The organism is Marinobacterium rhizophilum DSM 18822 (assembly GCF_000378045.1).
GTDB lineage: Bacteria > Pseudomonadota > Gammaproteobacteria > Pseudomonadales > Balneatricaceae > Marinobacterium_A > Marinobacterium_A rhizophilum.
In genome coordinates this window covers 60061-78486 of record NZ_KB899104.1, presented here as the reverse complement: position 1 = coordinate 78486, position 18426 = coordinate 60061, and the positions used below count along the sequence as shown (strand labels likewise).

The following is an 18426-nucleotide window of genomic DNA, read 5'->3' as shown; positions in this document are numbered from 1 at the left end:
GATCGCTGTGACGGCAGCGGCCTCGCCGGGCCACTGCCGTCACGCCTGGGGGTTGCCGCTTGCACCCCTGGTGCGCAGCTCAGCGGTCACGCTGTGACATAAAGTGATGGTAGATCTGCACCAGCTCTTCTTCTGAAAAGGTGACCACCACCAGTTGCTGCCCTGGGCGGATAAGATCCGGGTTCTGCCCCAGTAAGCCTTGCTGATAGTTGTAGATATAGGTTTCACGAACCTTGTCATCCAGCACCTTGCCGAGGAAGGAGCTGCTGCGATCGAGCAGTCGCTCATCGGCATCCTCGGGGATCGCAACGCGGATAGAACCGCCCGCCTGGGGCAGGTCCAGACCCTCTGCAAAGGAGTTGATCAGGCCGCTGTTGAGAATGCCCCAGAGTCCCTCCTTGTCGAATTCGTTGACCGCATGAATGTAAAAAATCTTGCCGTTGGCTTGCTCCGGGTTGCTGAGCAGCTCCTGCAGCGTAATTTGTCCTGCACTCTGTGGCAGGGTGCCACTGGAAATGGCCTGCTCCCGGCTTTGGGCGCCGTTTCGGGTAATGGACGGGCGAGCATCCACGGCATAGGCGGTGGCGGCGGCGGCATCGATCAGTTCGGGGCCGTGGGCGATCTCCAGCTGGATGTTTTCCGATAACACCTGGGCTTCTGGCAGCAACAGCAACTGGTTGGCACTGACAAAATTGTTGGCCCGGCCGATCTCAATCGGCTGGTCCGCATCGGCCGTGAGCTGCTGGATATGGGACTGGGCCTGCTGTCGATCCTGATCGCTAATCACAGCCTTGGTCACATCGGAGATATCCTGTGGAGCGAGGAACAGCCAGGCTGCGGTCATGGCCAGCGCTACGGTCACGATCAGTAGCAGTCGTTGCATCGGTGTAAATCCCCTTCTTGCTGGCAGATGATGACGACCCTGTCCTGTTGATCCCTGTGCCTGCAGGTCACCGCAACCACTGTAAAACAGATTGCCGCGGCGTGAAAGAGTCGCTGCGGGGCTGGAAATCACAGGCACAGTCGTTGTTATACTGGCATATCCTGTGGCCCGCATGGGCTGTTGCAACCGTGGAGGAATGACGATGACCGGTTCAGACCCGAACAGCGACTTCGACCAGTTGATGCAACGAGACGGTGTAGCCCCCATTCGCCGCAATCCGCGGGCCGACGTCGGTCGGGCGCCGCTGCCTCCTGCTGTCATGACCGCCAGGCGCCGTGCAGCGCTTGGAGACCCCGACGGCATGGGGCTGGAAATCATAAAGTCCGTCGATCCTCATGATCCGCTGGCCTGGAAGCGTGATGGCGTGCAGGAGGGCGTATACCGTAATCTGCGTCTGGGCCGGTACCGTGCGGATGCGCGGCTGGACCTGACGCGAAAGTCCCTGGCGCAGGCGCGGGACGAGTTGCGCAGTTTTGTACCGGAATGCCTTGTGCATGGCATCCGTACCTGTGTTGTCAGTCATGGACGCGGCCGCCGGCCTGATGATGCCGCCAGTGTGATGCGCAGTGCACTCAATCAGTGGCTGCCATTGTTCGATGAGGTACTGGCGTTTCATTCCGCGCCATCGCAGCACGGCGGTCTGGGCGCGCTCTATATCATGCTGCGCAAGAACGAAGCCCAGCGTCAGGATAACTGGGAAAGGCATCAGAAGCGGGGCTGAAACTCGGCTCGCAGGGCGCCAGCGTCCCGCTATACTGGAAAATCGAACAGAGTGGGTATGCGATTCACCCGGCGGGTCCTCGCCTTGTTGTCCGTTACGCCATATAAACGGGGCACTGTGCGCGGACATGCCGGCCATTGTGGCGTTCGCATTGACCTTTAGCGCATTGGTCTTGAGTGAGGAGGCATGCCTGTGTCCTGTGTCAAACCACTGTCCTGCGGAGGAGCCTTTCAGGCGTAGTATGTCATGACAGAGAAAATCGAAGAGGTGCTGTTGTTCTGGTTCGGTCCGCTGCACAACGGCGTTGCCTGTGAATCGAAACAGCGGCTCTGGTGGGAGGGGCGGGAGGAAGATGACCGCCAGCTGGATGAACTTTTCGGCAACCTGGTACGCCGAGCGGTGCGTGGCGAGCTGCAAGCCTGGGCCAGCAGCCCGCGGGGGCGACTGGCGCTGATTCTGTTACTGGATCAGTTCAGTCGCAGTATCTACCGGGGGACGGCCGATGCGTTTGGCGGCGACGAGCAGGCGCTGGAGCGCTGCCGCCAGGGAATCGACCTGGGTCATGACCTGGCGCTGGAAACCGCCGAAAGACTGTTTTTCTACATGCCATTGGAACACGCCGAGTCGCTGGAGGCACAAAACCTTCATATCGCTCAGCTTGAGTCTTTGCGCCAGGGCCTCAATGGTGCGCAGCGTGGCCTGGTTGAGAATGCACTGGGTTTTGCCCATCAGCACCGCGATTTAATCATGCGCTTCGGCCGCTTTCCGCACCGCAACGACGCGTTGGGTCGAGCCTCGACGGCTCAGGAACTGGCCTACCTCAATCAGCCACACCGGCGCTGGGGGCAGTAGGCTGCTAGCCTGGGTACGACGGTAGTGCAGGCACTGGAGTTGAAATAATAATGAATTAATTTCAATATAAAACGAAAATACATCAATTTAACTAATAGTTCGTATTCATCATAATGCATCCCACATCAACGGCTGCATTTAAGGGATGAATACCATGGCAACCACTCATACATTGGGCTTTCCGCGCATCGGTGCGCAGCGGGAGCTGAAATTCGCACTTGAAGCCTACTGGAACGGTGACAGCCGTCGCGAGGATCTGCTGCAGGTCGCCGCACAGATCCGCCAGGACAACTGGGCGCTGCAGCAGCGTTCAGGTCAGCCACGCGTGTCCGTCAACGACTTTTCGCTCTACGACCAGGTGCTGGATCATTCCTGCCTGCTGGGGGTTATTCCCCGCCGCTTTCAGGATGGTTCCAGCGATGCCCTGGATACCGGCTTTCGCATGGCCCGCGGCCGGGCACCGTCCGGCACGCCTCAGCGAGCCTGCGAGATGACCAAATGGTTCGACACCAACTATCACTACCTGGTACCGGAACTGGACCCGCAGCAGGACTTTAGCCTGGCGCCGGACAAGCTGCTGGCTGAAATCGCCGAGGCACAGGCGGCCGGGCACGCGGTCAAGCCGGTGCTGATCGGGCCTGTCACCTACCTCTGGCTTGCCAAGTCCGCCGCCGAGCCGTTCGATCGCCTGCAGCTGCTGCCGGCGCTGCTGCAGGCCTATGGCGAGCTGTTTCAACTCCTGCAGCGCCAGGGTGTGGACTGGCTGCAGATCGATGAGCCGATCCTGGTGCAGGAGCTGGAACCCTGCTGGCAGCAGGCGCTGGCGGATGCCTACCAGGCGCTGGCGGGGTCTGACCTGCGGCTGCTGCTGACCACCTATTTTGGCACTCTGGGCGATAATCTGAGCCTGGCGCTGTCCCTGCCCGTCGATGGTTTTCACCTTGATACGGTGCGTGGCGGTGAAGAATATCGCCGTGTGCTGGCGGAACTGGGAGCCAACCAAGTGCTGTCGCTGGGTGTGGTGGATGGCCGCAATATCTGGAAAACCGACCTGTCGGCACGGCTGAACGAGCTGCAGAGCGTATCCAAGCTGCTGGGCGATCGTCTTTGGCTCGCCAGCTCCTGTTCACTGCAGCATGTGCCGGTGGATTTGGAGCATGAATCCGCCTTCGATGTGCAGCTGCGTGGCTGGATGGCCTACGCGGTGCAGAAGCAGCAGGAGCTGCAGCTGCTGGGTGATGCGCTGAACGGCGGCAATGTCGCCGCGGCCCTGGCCGACAATGCGCTGGCACTGGCGGGGCGTCGCAGTTCTGATCGGGTGCATCGCGAGAGCGTCAAGCAGCGCTGCCAGCGGCTGTCGCCCAGGGATGGTGAGCGGGGCCTGGCTTACACGCAGCGGGCGCGACTGCAGCGGGCCCGCCTGCAGCTCCCCGACTTTCCCACCACCACCATTGGCTCTTTTCCGCAAACTCCCGAGATCCGCCAGACCCGTGGGCGCTATCGGCGCGGCGAGCTGAGCGAGCCTCAGTATGTGGAGCGCATGCAGAGCGAGATTGCTGACTGCATCGCCCGCCAGGAAGCCTGCGGACTGGACATGCTGGTGCACGGCGAAGCCGAGCGCAACGACATGGTGGAATACTTCGGGGAGCTGCTGCAGGGCTATGCGGTGAGTCGCAATGGCTGGGTGCAGTCCTATGGCTCACGCTGTGTCAAACCCCCGGTTATTTACGGCGATGTCTATCGCGATGAGGCCATGACGGTGCAATGGAGCCGCTATGCCCAGTCGCTGACCGCCAAGCCGGTGAAAGGCATGCTCACGGGGCCTGTCACCATGCTGCAATGGGCCTTTGTGCGAGATGATCAGCCGCGCCAGCAAACCTGCCTGCAGGTGGCACTGGCCCTGCGCGACGAGGTCTGCGAGCTGGAGTCCGCCGGCATTGCCGCGATTCAGATCGACGAGCCGGCCATTCGCGAGGGCCTGCCGCTCAAGCGCAGCGAATGGGATCACTACCTCGACTGGGCTGTGTATGCCTTTCGTGTTTCGGCCAGCGGTGTGGCGCCCGAAACCCAGATTCACACCCACATGTGCTACTCGGAATTCAATGGCATCATCGAGGCCATCGCGGCCATGGACGCCGATGTGATTACCATTGAAACCAGCCGATCCAACATGACGCTGCTCGATGCCTTTATCGATTTCGAGTATCCCAACGAGATTGGCCCGGGTGTCTACGATATCCACAGCCCCAACGTGCCCCAGGTCGCACAGATGGAAGCCCTGATGCGCAAGGCTGCCGAGCGTCTTCCCGCTGAGCGTTTGTGGGTCAACCCCGACTGCGGCTTGAAAACACGCGGCTGGGACGAGGTCGGGCCGAGTCTTGAAAACATGGTGGCCGCCGCCAGGCGCCTGCGCGCCGGGATTTAACAGCCTTTTAAGAAAGCGTTCACCCGTGCTTGCCGGGTCGAGATGGCGGGCCGGGACAAAGGCGGTACAATGTCCGGCGAACGGCCTTGGCTGTTCAGTTCTGTCTTTGCCGGAGTCGTTTATGCCAGACATGCTGCCATCCCTGCTTGACGCCAACGCTCGGGCCCGCCGGCGCCAGCTGGTGTGGCTGCAGGGCGATGCCGACTGGGCCCGGCAGCAGGCGGCGGCAATGCTCGCGGCTACCGGCTGGCAGCAACTGCTGTGGGTCGGGGCCGAGGCACCGTCGCCTTACGAGCCGGTCAAGGCCGCTGAGGTGCAGCGGCGGCTGGGGTCCGAAACCGATGCGGTGGTGTTCGATGCCTTCGCCGGTTTCAACCCCAATGCCTTTGGCCAGAGTGTCGGCACGATTCGCGGCGGCGGGCTGATGTTCCTGCTGACGCCCAAGGCCGCGGACTGGTGCTGCTATGCCGACCCCGAACATCACCGCCTGGCGGTGCTGCCCTATGCGCCCGCCGATGTCGGTCACCGTTTTGTGCGCCATCTGGTACGCACACTGAGTGCCGATGCCGATGTCATTCCGGTGCTGCAATCGGGTTCTGCTTTTCAATTTGACGCCCATATCGAATCCCAATTCGAATCTTATTTTCAATCCCCGCAGAGAGGGTCGCCGCTGCCGGTTGAATCCGCCGTTACAGACTGGAAGGCGCCCTATCGCAGCCTGGATCAGCAGCGCGCCGTTGCCGCTGTCCTGCAGGCGCTGGAGGATGCCACGCCGCTGGTGCTGACGGCGGACCGCGGGCGCGGCAAGAGCGCGGCCCTGGGGCTGGCGGCCGCGCGCTGGCTCGAGCATCACGATGGGCAGGTGCTGGTCACGGCCCCCGGGCTGGATGCGCTGGATGCCCTGTTCGAGCGCCTGCAGGCCAGCCTGCCCGATGGACAGCTGAGTGCCGGTATCTTCACTCACCCCCGTGGCAGCGTGCGCTACCTGACGCCTGATCGACTGGTGCACGGTGACGGCGACGGTGAGCTGCTGCTGGTGGATGAAGCCGCCGCCATTCCGGCCCCGGTACTGAGTCGCCTGCTGGCCCGTTTTTCGCGCATTCTTTTCGCCTCGACTCTGCACGGCTACGAAGGCACGGGGCGAGGCTTTGCCGTGCGCTTTCGCCGCGAGTTGCAGCGCCGTGCACCGGCCTGGCGTTCCTTTGAGATGTCGCAGCCGGTGCGCTGGTGTGCCAATGATCCGCTGGAACAGTTGTCGTTTCGCCTGCTGCTGCTGGATGCCGAGCCGGCCCTCGCGGCCGTCGTGCGCAGCATCCCGGTACCGCAGCTGAGCTATCAGCGCCTCGATCGCGAGCAGTTGCTGCAACAGCCGACGTTGCTTGAGCAGCTGTTCGGATTGCTGGTGCTGGCCCATTACCGCACCACTCCCGGTGACCTGCGTATACTGCTGGACAGCCCGAACCTGTCGGTCTGGGTCGCCTGCGGGCAGCAACAGCTGGTGGGCGCGCTGCTGGTGGTGGAGGAGGGTGGCCTGCCGGCGGATTTGACCCAGGCGATATATGAGGGTCGCCGCCGTCCGCCGGGTCACCTGATTCCCCAGGCGCTGATCGGCCAGGATGGCCTGCTGGAGGCGGCCGGGCTGCGTTGCCTGCGAGTCATGCGCATTGCCACCCACCCGGCGCTGGAGCGTCATGGCATTGCCAGCCGCCTGCTGACGGAACTGGCTGGCTGGGCCCGGCAGCAGAGGGTGGACTACCTGGGCACCTGCTTTGGCATGACTTCGGATCTGCTGGCGTTCTGGCGCCGCAATGGTTATGAATCCATGCGCCTGGGCACGGTGCGCGATCCGGTGGGGGGAACCTTTGCCGGTATCCTGGCCTGTGCGCTGAGCCCGGCAGGCGCCGGGCTGGTGGCGGCGGCACGACAGCGCCTGCGCACGATTATGCTGCATCAGTTGGCGGCGCAGCTGGCGGAGCTGGAGGCGGATCTGGTGCTGGGCCTGCTGCCCAGTGCGCCAGTTGAACTGCAACACAGCGAGCGGCTGGAGCTGGAGATGTTTGCCCGGCATAACCGGGCTTTTGAAAGCTGCGAAGCGACACTCTGGAAACTGTGCAGCGGCGGGCCCGAATGCTGGCAGCAGGCGGGCCTGGCGCCGGCGGCACAGCGCCTGTTGGTATGGAAGCTGCTGCAGCGCCGACGCTGGGAGGATATAGCCCTGCACAGTGACGGCGGACGCCGGGCACTGGTGCGCAGCCTCAGGCTCAGTGCCGGTCAGTTGCTCCGGGCGTCTTCAATAGGCATCATGGACGGACGTTGTCAGGATGAGGCCCAACCGTGACGCAGCTTATCGAACACATGTTGATCATGGAGCAGCTAGGGAAGTTGCCCCCTCACGGCCTGTCAGGAGGCTGCTGATGAGAGCGGGCTGGTTGCGTGCCGTGTACATGGTTGCGGGGGGGCTGGCGCTGGTGCTGGCGGCTATCGGTGTCGTCCTGCCACTGCTGCCTACCACACCCTTCGTCATACTGGCGGCCTTTTGCTTTTCCCGTAGTTCGGAGCCGCTGCACCAGTGGCTGCTGAATCAGCGCCTGTTCGGGCCACTGTTGCGTGACTGGGAAGCCTACGGGGTGATTTCTCTGCGCATCAAGCTGTTGTCCACCAGCATGATGCTGTTGCTGATCAGTTACCCGCTTGTGTTCCGCGACTTTGACTGGCGCCTGAAGGTACTGGCCGGTGTCAGCGTGCTGGGCGCGCTGTGCTACATCTGGAGTCGCCCCTCAGTGCCGGCGCAGGTTACACGCAAATCCGCTGCCATTCCGGCGCCTCGCCCTGAAGGCTGAACGGGCACCCTGTTTTGGGAGCCTGCTTCGCGGGCGAGTGTCCCCGGCGCCGGACAGCAAATGTTTTGGGCGCACGGGGCGGTTTACAACGGGGCGTTGCGCCTACGCGAGTACTTCCACGGGCATGCCCACCTCCAGCACCGCGTCGTTCAGCGGCACCAGATTCTGGCCGAAATACACCTGACCGTTGTCACCCCGGCGATAGGTCGCCAGGGTTCTCAGGGGCTCCTGCTGCGGATGGCGGTCTGCGGTATTCGGATCCAGGTTGACCATCACGCAGCGGGAGCAGGGCTTGACCAGGGCCAGTTCCAGCTTGCCAATACGAATGCGTTTCCAACCGTCTTCGGCATAGGGTTCGCAACCGGTGATGACCAGGTTGGGCCGAAACTGGCTCATGCGGATCGGAGCCGGTGTCCTTTCGGCCAGATCATCCAGCGAGCCCTGGCTGATCAGCAGCAGCGGGTAGCCGTCGGCAAAAGTCACGGGGGCTTCGGGGCTCAGGGCCGTGAAGCGGCTGGAGGCCGGGCCGAAGTACAGTAGCTGGCACTCTACTCCCAGGTAGTCGCTAAGCCAGCGATTCGCCGCCGGGGAGCAGGGCTGCCCCTGTACTTCATCTTCCCAGATGCGGACCTGTCGATAGTCCGGTGAAAATTCACTGTACCGCAGTTGAATATTCACTTCGCCGGCAGCGCCGAGGATCAGGCCGTCACTCGTAGGGGTTGCCTGCACCCGCAACAGCGACGGATACTTGCGCGCGGTGAGAAAGTGCCCCTGGCTGTCGGCAACCACAAAGCGCCGATCAAAGGCGATACCCGCCTGTTCGACGAAGGCGCGCTCCAGGCGCAGGCCCGCGGTGGACTTGACGGGATAGATATGCAGGTCGGACAGAATGGGCATGGGACTTCCTTGGCAGGTTTTTGGCGGCAACGCCGCGGCGTACCCTCGGGCACGACAGACAATGGCGCTACTATAATGCATACAAATTAATGCATACAAATTCACAGACCAACGGGAGCTATATGGATCTTGACCCGCAACAGCTGGTAAAAATTGCCAACCTGCGCATGCCGTTCGGCAAATACAAGGATCGGGTTCTGCTTGATCTGCCGGAGCCCTATCTGGTGTGGTTTGCCCGAAAAGGCTTTCCCGAGGGGGAGATCGGCAAGCTCCTGCGGGTGCTCTATGAAGTCAAACTCAACGGTCTGGAGGACGTACTCGAGCCCTTGCGAAAGCCAGACCAACGGAGAAGACCATGAAACTCAAATACCTGTTGACCGCGCTACTCTGTGCGTTGCTGGTACTGCCTGCCGAGGCAGCATCGCGCCAGGAAATCGATGCCAAGGCCACGGAGGCGCTGCAGCGTTTTTATCAGCACAGCAGTGCTGGCAAGGAACTGGCACAACGCGCCGCCGGGGTGCTGATTTTCCCGGAAGTGTACAAGGCAGGTGTTGGCATTGGTGGTGAGTACGGCGAGGGGGCGCTACGCATCGGCGGTACTACGGTGGATTATTACAGTACGGCGGCCGCATCGATCGGCTTTCAGCTGGGTGCCCAGATCAAAAGCCAGATTATACTGTTCATGACACCCGAGGCGCTGAGCCGCTTTCGCCGCAGTGACGGCTGGGAAGCGGGCGTCGATGGCAGCGTGGCAATCGCCGATATGGGGGTTGGCGGCACCATTGACTCCAATACCCTGCAGGCGCCGATTATCGGTTTTATCTTTTCCAACAAGGGGTTGATGTATAACCTCACTCTGGAAGGCTCAAAATTTACAAGGATGGATAAATGATGCGAATGACTCGAAACGCGTTACCGGTTGCGCTGCTGCTGACGGCATTCTCAGTGGCTGCGATGGCGGATAAGCCAGAACACAAGCACGATAAAAAGGACGCGCACACGCAGGCACCCAAACAGGAAGTCCAGTTCAACGAAAAGCATGAGGCTGGCTCTCACAGTAACAGGACGGCAGAATCTGTGTTGCTTGCGCCACTCGCGGGGACGGATCGTGACTACATTCGACACTATCTGGGCAGCGCTGGTGGCGGGGTGTCAGACACGGCACATGGCGGCGCTAAGTCACTGCCGCCTGGGCTGCAGAAAAAGCTCGAACGCGGTGGTGACTTGCCGCCTGGATGGCAGGACAAGGTTGCACGGGGCGAGGTGCTGGAGCCCGATCTGATGCGACGCGCGCACCGCTTGCCCGCGGATTTAAACCTTGGTTTGCAGGGCTATAGTGCCGGCACCGAATTGCTGTTGCTGGAAGATCGGGTTGTGCGCATTGCCACGGGGCAGGGCACTGTGCTGGATGTGATTGATATCGCGGATTTATTGATTCGCTGAAGGCGGCCTTTCGAGTCCCAGTCTGTTCCTTTTTGTAGTGGACGCTAGCGGCGGAAAACGTCATGACACCGGCAATCAATGCGGCGAAAAAGGCCAAAATCAGTTTTCAGATTCATGAGTATGTGCATGATCCGGTCGCTCCATCCTATGGCCAGGAGGCGGCGGATGCCCTGGAGCAGTCGCCACGGCGGGTGTTCAAGACATTGCTGGTGGCACTTAACGGTGATAGCCGCCGGCTGGCGGTGGCGATGGTACCGGTATCCGGCCAGCTGGATCTGAAGGCGGTGGCAACGGCGCTGGGCAGTAAAAAGGTCAGTATGGCCGCTGCGCCGGATGCGGAACGCACGACAGGGTATCTGGTGGGAGGGATCAGCCCGCTGGGACAGAAAAAGCGCCTGCCGACTGTGCTCGACAGCAGTGCTTTAACTTTTCCCAGCATTTATATGAGTGCAGGCCGGCGCGGACTTGAAATCGAAATGGCAGCTGCCGACCTGATCGCCCTGACCGGTGCGGTCACGGCATCTATCGGTCGGGAATGCCCCGTTTCTGCTAGCTGATTCGGCGCGTGGCCGGGCGCTGAGTCTCTCTTGGGTCCGCCTTCTTGCTGTTATCGCCGGGCTTGAAGTCACTGGCTTCAAGGCTATGGCGGTTCAGCAGCTTGTAGAAATCGGTGCGGTTGCGCTGCGCAATACGTGCCGCATGGGTCACGTTGCCCTCGGTAATGCGCAGGACCTTGATGAGGTAACGGCGCTCGAAGTCGGCCCGGGCCTCATTGAACGACGGTACGACACGCTCCTGATTGGCCAGCGCCTGGGACACCAGGCCTTCAGATATGATCGGGCTGTTGCTCAGGGCGACGACCTGCTCGAGCACGTTTTCGAGCTGGCGCACATTGCCAGGCCAGGCCGCCTGGGCCAGCAGGTGAATGGCACCGGGTGAAATGCCCCGTACCTTGGGGTTGTGCCGATCCGATGCCTTGCTGAGAAAGTGTCGGGCCAGTAACGGTATGTCTTCGGGCCGTTCGCGCAGGGGAGGCAAATCGAGATTGACGACGTTGAGGCGATAATAAAGGTCTTCCCTGAACTCCTGTGCCTCGATTGCCTGTTCCAGGTTGCGGTGGGTTGCCGAAATAATGCGTACATCGATGGGCACATCTTCGGTTGAGCCCACGGCGCGGACCGTGCGTTCTTGCAGCGCGCGTAGCAGCTTTACCTGCAGCGGCAGCGGCATGTCGCCGATTTCATCCAGAAACAGAGTGCCGCCGTGCGCTGCCTGAAACAGCCCCCGGTGCTGCGTAATCGCGCCGGTAAAGGCTCCCTTGTTGTGGCCAAATAACTCGGATTCCAGCAATTGCTCGGGCAGGGCGCCGCAGTTGATGGCGACGAAGGCCTTGTTGGCGCGCCGGCTGGCCTTGTGGATTGCCTTGGCAAAGCATTCCTTGCCGCTGCCGCTGGCACCGGTGATCAGCAGGCTGACGTCGGATTCGGCTACGCGCTGGGCTTGCAGTAGCAAGGATTCGATGGCCGGGCTGGTACCGATAATGCCGGCGCGCCATTCCTGATCTTGGCGCCGGGCGCTGGACTTCAGGGCTGCCCGCACCGTATCCAGCAACTGGTCACGGTCGATTGGCTTGGTGAGAAAGGCGTAGACGCCGCGTTGGGTGGCCGATACGGCTTCGGGAATTGACCCATGGGCCGTCATGATGACGACGGGAAGATCCGGCCGCCGCCGCTGCACCTGTTCAAACAGAGCCATGCCGTCCATGTGATCCATGCGCAGATCGGTAATGATCAGGTCAATGGTATCGCCGGACAGCATTTGCAGGGCCTCCTGGCCGCTTTCTGCGCAGCTGATCCGGTATTCCTGTGCCTGCAGGCGCATCTTGAGCAGCTTGAGCAGTGCAGTGTCGTCGTCGACAAGGAGAAGGTGTGGCATTCTGTTCATGATCATAAATCCTTGCGTTGTCGCGTGATCTCTTGTTCCAGATCCGTGAGCGCTTCTATCTTTTGTTTCAATTCAGCGATTTGTGCATGTTGCTGCTGCAGCTGATTGTCCAGTTGCTGTATCTGATGCTCTTGTTGCTGGCGCAGTTCCAGTTGGCTCAGATGCAGGCGCAGGTAGCGATCTGCCGTGCAGTCGGCTTCGGGGTACAGCGGCAGGCTGGCGAGCAATTTGCTGCCCTGGGCGAACTGCTTGGCGCTTGCTTTGGGGCTGGTGAGCAGCAACGCCTCCAGAGCCTTGTCATTGTTTTTCACGGCTTGCGCCAGTTGCTGACTGCGTGCCGAGCTGCTACTGCCAAGGTAGCGCTGCTGCTGTTTCAGCAGATCGGACAGTGCAGCATTACCGACATAACAGGCCGGGCCGTAGCCGCTGGGCACAGACTGCATCACGGTCGATACCTGACAGCCAAGAAGGCTAAACACAATGGGTACGAGCAACAGATTACGGGGCATGGTTATCATTCACCGGAGGTAACGTGATTCTGAACACCACTTTATGATTGCTATTTTGGGCAAGCGTTAGACTGGCACCCAGTGCGACGGCGGCGTCCTGCGCGACGCTCAGGCCGATGCCGGAGCCTTTTAACGGCCCTCTGCGCCTGTTCTCGCCCTGGAAAAACGGTTTGAAGATCTGTTCGATCTCACCGGGTGGAATTGTTGGGCCAATGTTGCCTATGTCAATGTGCATTTGGCCACCCTGTATCTGATAGCAGACACTTAGTTCACCCTGCTCATCACCGTAGTAAATCGCATTTGATATCAGATTGCTGAGAATTCGATGCAACATGGCCCGGTCAGTTGGCCAGTGGGCGTCTTTTGTCGGGCGTTGCAACTTAATATGCTTTTGTTCAAGCAGCAATTTATGGGGATGCAGCGCTGCGTTGAGGCAGCTGTCCAGGCTGACGTTGCGTATGTCCAGCGGCCCCGGTTGCTGCAGGCGGTTGTAATCCAGTAACTGTTCAATCAAGGTTTGCAATTCGAAGCTGTTACGTTGAATCAGTTCAATGATTTCGCGCTGGTTATCCGTGAGAGGGCCTGCGACCTCTTCGGCCATCAGGTCCGATCCTTCACGCAGTGTGGTCAGTGGCGTTTTCAGCTCGTGTGAAATATGACGCAGAAAGCGCTGTTTTTCTTCTTCGAGTTCATTGAGGTGATCGCCCAGCCAGTCGAGCTGAGCATTCAGGTCAACCAGTTCGCGTGGGCCGCGTAGCGGAGTGTTGTCTTGCTGCTGGCCGTGGCCAAGGGCGCGAATGCGGCTTATCAGCAGGCTGACCGGCCGGCTGATGTGCAAGCTGAAGTACAGCATCAGTACAGCGGAAAGTGCGATCAGAATCGCCGCGAGCAGCCAGAGTGCCTGTTGTGTATTGCGTGCCTGGTTATCCAGGTCAGCAAGTCGCTGTTCAAGCTGGCGATTGCTCTCATCGATCAGCTCGCCTGTCAGCAGGACCAGCTGCTCCAGCAATGGCAGGCCGATCTCACCCTCCTGAGCCTTTTCAATCAAGCGTAGCGTGTCGTGCAGCTTGGGTATAACCGGATTGTCGTTGAGCAGGAAGCTCTGAATATCCAGCTGGTCGCGGTAATCGCCTATCTGTTCTTGCTGGCGCACGCGAATTTCGCTGCGCTGCAATATGGCGTACTGACGTGCCGAGCGCAGTATATCTTCGGCGAGCACATCAAGCTGCAGATTACGCTGGCTGATATCCAGCGACAGGCGTGCTTCCTCCCGTGCCTGGCGTGCCTGCTCGACCAGCTCGTTACTGGCTTGTATCAAGAGGATCCCCAAGGGCGTAACCACCAGCAGAAACGCCAGCAATATCAGTTGCCTTAGGGAACCGGCTCGCCAACGGTGTGTCGGGGTCATGGAACTGGACCGAAAACTGGATGTGACTTTAGTATTGTCTACCAATCGGAATACGTCGCTAATGGCAGACGGTTTGGCATCGGTCTGTATAGACAATGGTGCTTACGCACTTACCGTACCCAGTTCCTGCGGACTCAAATAACCATCCCTATCAATATCCATGTTGTAAAACTCCAGACCCAGGGTTTTGTCCTGGCGTGCTTCGAGAAAGCTGAGTTTACCGTCGGCATTGCCATCGAGTTGATGGAACACCGGTGTCGAAATTTGCGGTAGCCCCATAGGCAAGGAATCAGTGGCTACGGCTGGGTTTAGAGGTAGCCAGATAGCCAGCAGTGTCAGGGTGCAAGCGCCGAGGGTGGTTGTGACTTTCATTCAGGCTCTCCCTGTCAGTGGATTGAATTTACAAGGTAATACAATATACATGCCGTATGTTAATAAATCTTTTTAAAAACAATGAATTAAGTTCGTTTTGTGGCGCGGTTTCCATGATTTTCGCCACAATAGGAGTAACATTTCCCTAACAGTGTCTCTATTTGCAGACTTTAGCTGGCTTATGTCAAAAATATATAATTATATCAATGAGTTATATTGTCTCTTTATGGATACAATTTGCTTCGTATTGAAAATACGAATCACCTTATTGCTCTGGCGTCTGCTCGGGGTTTACAAAAAGGGTATTGGGTTGATCGTGCAGTTGGGGTGCTGGAATCCTGGATTCAATATCCACGGGTTGAACAGGACCTGGTTTCAGGGCTTCATTGGCGGCTCCCAGCGTTGCTGCGGCAACGATAATGCCGCACAGCAGCAGGACTGACTTTCTCATGCTTTCACTCCTTGTCAGATACGGCAGGGCTGGTCTCGCCCTCATCTGCATATCTACTATCAGCAAACATCCTCATCAATTTACGTGCCAACTATTTAATTTTTATTAAAATCAATGGTTTAATTATATTTTTTTGAGTTCTGAGCACTTTATGTGGAAACGGGAGTCTAGTTCCATATAAAACTGTCACCTTTCGGCTACGGTTTTTTGTCGTGTTATAAAATTTCAACAAAAACAATGTGTTATAAGTTACTTGTGAGCGACGGGAGGGTAGAGGATTTTTATAAAGAGGGCGGGTCTGCTTTGCCGCGCCACGTGAATGTCGCGATTGGAGGCGGGAATGCAAGGGTGCCGGGTGTTCCCGGCACATGGTGGCTAAGTGCGGCTGGGGCTGTGCTGGATCAGTCCAGTCTGAAGCCTATTTTTATCACGACCTGGAAGTGCGCAACCTTGCCGTCCTGTATGTGGCCGCGCATTTCCTTCACTTCGAACCAGTCGAGATTTTCCAGTGATGCGGCGGCCTTGCTGACCGCCTTCTGGATCGCATCGTCATAGCTGGCGGTGGATGAGCCCGCGACTTCTATCAGTTTGTAGACATGTTCAGACATGGTGAAACCCTCGCTAGTGGAGGCCGCCCCCGTGGGCGGCTGTCCTTAATTAATAGCAGTGGGTGTCCGGTTCTTCGATGACAGGGTTGCATAATTCGCCGATTCCCTCGATTTCCACCCGTACGCGGTCGCCGGGTTTCATATATCCGCGGGGCTTCATGGCCACCCCGACACCAGAACTGGTGCCGGTGGCGATGATGTCGCCAGGCTCAAGCGTGCAGACCGTGGAAAGGGTTGAGACCAGCTGATAACAATCGAAAATCAGGTGTCGCGTATTGCTGTGCTGGCGCAGCTCATCGTTGACCCAGGTGCGCAGTTCCAGGTTGTGGGGGTCTTCAAGTTCGTCTGCGGTGACGATCCAGGGGCCGATGGGGCCGTGGGTGTCGAAGGATTTGCCGAGCGTCCAGGTGGGGGACTTCACCTGCCAGTCACGCACAGAGACATCGTTGGCGATGGTGTAACCGGCGATCACGCCCGGTGCCTTGTCCAGGGGGACATGGCGGCAGCGCCGGCCGATCACGATGGCCAGTTCACCCTCGTAGTCGAGCTTGGCGGAGACCTGTGGCCGATGAATCGCCTCGCCGGGGCCGATAACGCAGGTGGTCTGCTTGTTGAAAATGGTTGGAAATTCCGGTGTGGCAAGGCCCGTCTCGGCAATATGGTCGGCGTAGTTAAGTCCGACGCCAAGAAACTTGCCGGGCCTGGGCACCGGTGCCAGCAGAGTGGCCTGGTGCAGGGGGATGGCGGCTTCGGGGCGCGCGGCGAGGCGTTGCAGGCGCTCCAGTGCGGGTTTGCCCGCTGCCAGCAGCGCGAGCATGTCGGTGGGCAGCTGGGGGTCTGCGGCGGCATCAATAATTCGGTCGTCGATCAGGGCGCCTGCGGATCGCCGGCCCTGGAATTCAAAGGTAATCAAGCGCATTAAGTTAAGTCCATGCCCGGTTGGTTGTTGATACGTTTGGTGATCTGTACTCGAAAGTCGCAACTCTCGCGTATGCTTCGGCCCAGTCTGCATGGCTGCAGATTGCGCTGCAAGTTAGGCGTCTGCAGTGTGGCGTTAGATGTATCTATCGATTGCCGCAGCCTTGTCTGAATGGGTCGGCTTTGAAGGTCTATCGCGCAAGTCGGAATGATCCCGGCTATGTTCATTGGCCGGAATAGGGCTATTATCGGCCACTTCTTTATCCGTTCGAGCTGTCAGTAACAAACACTATGGATATGTTAAATCTGCGATCAGCGGGCATGTTGATCGCGCTGGCGATACTGCAGGGCTGCGTATCCACTGGGTCGAATCAGGTTGCAGAAAGTTTACAATTCTATCGCGGCCAGCTGTCGCCTGTTGGCGACAGCTGGAGTCTGCAGCGTTGTTATTCACGTCAGCATCGCGTTCTGACAGATCCCGAGGGTGTGGTGAGGTTGCGTTATGGAGAGCAGGCTGTACTGACGGGGTTGCCCCTATACATGGAACTGAAAGCGACAGAATCCGGTGCTGTGCGTCAGGTGCTGGTGGCCGGCGGAGGCAGTCGAACCTGTGCCGCCGAGCTCAATGGGGTTGAGTTACGTGCGGCCGGAGCCGATCCTGATTGGGCAGCGGACTTGTCGGGTAACCGACTGGAAGTGCGCGATCAGAGTCGGCTCATGCGGCTGATTTTTCGCGTCGAGGAATCGCCTGTCCGCACTGGCGGGGGGCGCGAATGGCATGGCAGTCTGAAGACGCCGGCCGGTGAGCAGTTCAAGGTTGAGCTTAGTTTGCGTGAAGTCGGTTGTATCGATAGTGTTGGTGTCTGGTATGGCCTCAAAGCCGTCATGAATCTAAACGGGCGCAGCCACAAAGGTTGTGCGCGGTACGGCGACCTGGCCAATCGGTCATTGCCAGGTGTGTATCGTAGTGAGTTGGTCGGTGAGGCGGGCCCGCTGCGTACCATCGCGCTGCGGGTGTCGCGCGATGGTACGGCTGAGTTGACGGAGAACCATCACGACGGCGGGGGCGTTACTGTTCGACAGGGGAGTTGGCGCTTGCTGCCGACAGGAAAGCTGATGCTGCATTTACTGCTGCGTGACGGTCAGGCCGAGCAACAGGTTCGGTTGTTCCGTCGTCATCGCGATGGAACGCTGGTGCTGGAAGGTGGTGAAGTTGATTACGGTATGGCTGGGCTGCGATTGTCACCGGAATAAAATACGCGAAAGAAATAATACAGACGCAGGATTCTGCTTTCGGGGTTCAGTGTCTGGGAGAAGCTTCGGCGCTTTGTAGCGGTCGGTAAGATCTGGTGCAGTTTTTGCTTTAACTTTTCATTTTGGTGCGGCTGTGGTTCCTGAAAACAGCTGTTCTAATTGGCATTCGGTCTCGGCCGTTGGTGGGTTATGTTGTGGCCGGCGTTTAGTGCATGAAATCAACGGATTAGGTTGATTTACGACAAATGCTTATAGCCAGTCGGCCAAAAGTCTGGAATGATGCCCGGCTGTTTTTGTGCACCTGCTCTGTGCGCGGGTTAACCGCTCGCGGGCATGCTGGCCAGCGGCTCATTCGTAGGAGTCGCGCCTCGCGGCGAAGGGTATGATAGCCAGCGGCTCATCTGTAGGAGTCGCGACTCGCGGCGAAGGACATGATAGCCAGCGGCTCAATTGTAGGAGCCGCGCCTCGCGGCGAAGGGCAGGATAGTCAGCGGTTCATCTGTAGGAGTCGCGTCTCGCGACGAAGGACATGATAGCCAGCGGCTCTTCCGTAGGAGTCGCGACTCGCGGCGAAGAACATGATGACCAGCGCAACAAATTGAGCAGAGAGGGGGGCGTTGAGGATTGCCCGACATACAACCTTTGGGCGGTAGCGTGTCTGGCGCATAACGGCTTAGGGTCGTTCAACGACGCCGCGGGATGTCGTCATGCAACATGCAACTGTCGCCGATTGGACCCAGCAAATCAGCCTCTTGTGTCGCGGTGCGCTTTACGCTGCAACCTTGTGGCTGCCCCCTACGGGATAGTAGTATCCTTGGCGTCGCGCCGTAGCCGTGTCTAG

Annotated in this window: 19 protein-coding genes; 10 read left to right on the top strand and 9 right to left on the bottom strand. The window is 59.2% G+C overall.

Annotated features, from left to right (window positions below; translation table 11 throughout):
* Positions 1–79: 79 nt before the first annotated feature.
* Positions 80–883, bottom strand: a complete 804-nt coding sequence (locus F451_RS26815) for a hypothetical protein (RefSeq protein ID WP_020682520.1) — start codon at positions 881–883, stop codon at positions 80–82.
* 202 nt (positions 884–1085) lie between these two features.
* Between F451_RS26815 and smrA the strand changes: the two genes are divergently transcribed.
* From smrA to F451_RS0116585, 5 genes are all read left to right on the top strand, one after another.
* Positions 1086–1664 carry a DNA endonuclease SmrA gene (gene smrA, locus F451_RS0116605; RefSeq protein WP_020682519.1) on the top strand — a complete coding sequence of 193 codons (579 nt, stop codon included), beginning with the start codon at positions 1086–1088 and terminating at the stop codon, positions 1662–1664.
* A gap of 246 nt (positions 1665–1910) precedes the next feature.
* Positions 1911–2516: a DUF924 family protein gene (locus F451_RS0116600; protein WP_020682518.1), complete on the top strand. Its 606-nt coding sequence runs from the start codon at positions 1911–1913 to the stop codon at positions 2514–2516.
* Positions 2517–2670: 154 nt separating this feature from the next.
* Entirely contained in the window at positions 2671–4941 is a 2271-nt protein-coding gene (gene metE, locus F451_RS0116595; protein WP_020682517.1) for a 5-methyltetrahydropteroyltriglutamate--homocysteine S-methyltransferase, read from the top strand.
* 121 nt (positions 4942–5062) lie between these two features.
* Positions 5063–7279: a tRNA(Met) cytidine acetyltransferase TmcA gene (locus F451_RS25805; RefSeq protein WP_020682516.1), complete on the top strand. Its 2217-nt coding sequence runs from the start codon at positions 5063–5065 to the stop codon at positions 7277–7279.
* A 76-nt stretch (positions 7280–7355) separates the two neighbouring features.
* Positions 7356–7781: a YbaN family protein gene (locus F451_RS0116585; RefSeq protein ID WP_020682515.1), complete on the top strand. Its 426-nt coding sequence runs from the start codon at positions 7356–7358 to the stop codon at positions 7779–7781.
* Between the two features lie 102 nt (positions 7782–7883).
* Here F451_RS0116585 and F451_RS0116580 read toward each other — a convergent pair whose 3' ends face one another.
* Positions 7884–8678 (bottom strand): MOSC domain-containing protein, encoded by a 795-nt coding sequence (locus F451_RS0116580; RefSeq protein WP_020682514.1) that lies wholly within the window; start codon positions 8676–8678, stop codon positions 7884–7886.
* Positions 8679–8800: 122 nt separating this feature from the next.
* On the opposite strand from F451_RS0116580, the gene F451_RS0116575 reads away from it, so the two are divergent.
* From F451_RS0116575 to ybaK, 4 genes are all read left to right on the top strand, one after another.
* The gene (locus F451_RS0116575) at positions 8801–9037 is read left to right on the top strand and encodes a DUF3820 family protein (RefSeq protein WP_020682513.1); all 237 of its coding nucleotides are present in this window, start codon (positions 8801–8803) and stop codon (positions 9035–9037) included.
* Positions 9034–9570 (top strand): BPSL1445 family SYLF domain-containing lipoprotein, encoded by a 537-nt coding sequence (locus tag F451_RS0116570; RefSeq protein WP_020682512.1) that lies wholly within the window; start codon positions 9034–9036, stop codon positions 9568–9570. Before F451_RS0116575 ends, F451_RS0116570 begins: the two co-directional genes overlap by 4 nt.
* Positions 9567–10121, top strand: a complete 555-nt coding sequence (locus F451_RS26810; RefSeq protein ID WP_020682511.1) for a hypothetical protein — start codon at positions 9567–9569, stop codon at positions 10119–10121. The genes F451_RS0116570 and F451_RS26810 overlap by 4 nt, the downstream gene beginning before the upstream one ends.
* 62 nt (positions 10122–10183) lie before the next feature.
* Complete coding sequence (gene ybaK / locus F451_RS0116560) at positions 10184–10678, top strand: Cys-tRNA(Pro) deacylase (RefSeq protein WP_020682510.1); 495 nt, start codon at positions 10184–10186, stop codon at positions 10676–10678.
* On the opposite strand, the gene F451_RS0116555 is transcribed toward ybaK, so the two are convergent.
* From F451_RS0116555 to F451_RS0116525, 7 genes are all read right to left on the bottom strand, one after another.
* On the bottom strand, positions 10671–12071 hold the full coding sequence (locus tag F451_RS0116555) for a sigma 54-interacting transcriptional regulator (protein ID WP_020682509.1): 1401 nt from the start codon (positions 12069–12071) through the stop codon (positions 10671–10673). The two genes, ybaK and F451_RS0116555, sit on opposite strands and share 8 nt — an antisense overlap.
* The gene (locus F451_RS0116550; RefSeq protein ID WP_020682508.1) at positions 12068–12574 is read right to left on the bottom strand and encodes a hypothetical protein; all 507 of its coding nucleotides are present in this window, start codon (positions 12572–12574) and stop codon (positions 12068–12070) included. Before F451_RS0116550 ends, F451_RS0116555 begins: the two co-directional genes overlap by 4 nt.
* Positions 12564–13892 (bottom strand): sensor histidine kinase, encoded by a 1329-nt coding sequence (locus tag F451_RS25795; RefSeq protein WP_205624026.1) that lies wholly within the window; start codon positions 13890–13892, stop codon positions 12564–12566. Before F451_RS25795 ends, F451_RS0116550 begins: the two co-directional genes overlap by 11 nt.
* Positions 13893–14084: 192 nt before the next feature.
* A complete protein-coding gene (locus tag F451_RS27305) occupies positions 14085–14354 on the bottom strand; it encodes an EF-hand domain-containing protein (RefSeq protein WP_083928455.1) in 270 nt (89 codons plus the stop codon).
* A 265-nt stretch (positions 14355–14619) separates the two neighbouring features.
* Positions 14620–14805 (bottom strand): hypothetical protein, encoded by a 186-nt coding sequence (locus F451_RS27825; RefSeq protein ID WP_156826525.1) that lies wholly within the window; start codon positions 14803–14805, stop codon positions 14620–14622.
* 401 nt (positions 14806–15206) lie between these two features.
* Positions 15207–15413, bottom strand: a complete 207-nt coding sequence (locus F451_RS0116530) for a dodecin (protein WP_020682504.1) — start codon at positions 15411–15413, stop codon at positions 15207–15209.
* Between the two features lie 49 nt (positions 15414–15462).
* On the bottom strand, positions 15463–16332 hold the full coding sequence (locus tag F451_RS0116525) for a fumarylacetoacetate hydrolase family protein (protein WP_020682503.1): 870 nt from the start codon (positions 16330–16332) through the stop codon (positions 15463–15465).
* Positions 16333–16622: 290 nt separating this feature from the next.
* Between F451_RS0116525 and F451_RS0116520 the strand changes: the two genes are divergently transcribed.
* Complete coding sequence (locus tag F451_RS0116520) at positions 16623–17585, top strand: hypothetical protein (RefSeq protein ID WP_156826524.1); 963 nt, start codon at positions 16623–16625, stop codon at positions 17583–17585.
* Positions 17586–18426: the final 841 nt, after the last annotated feature.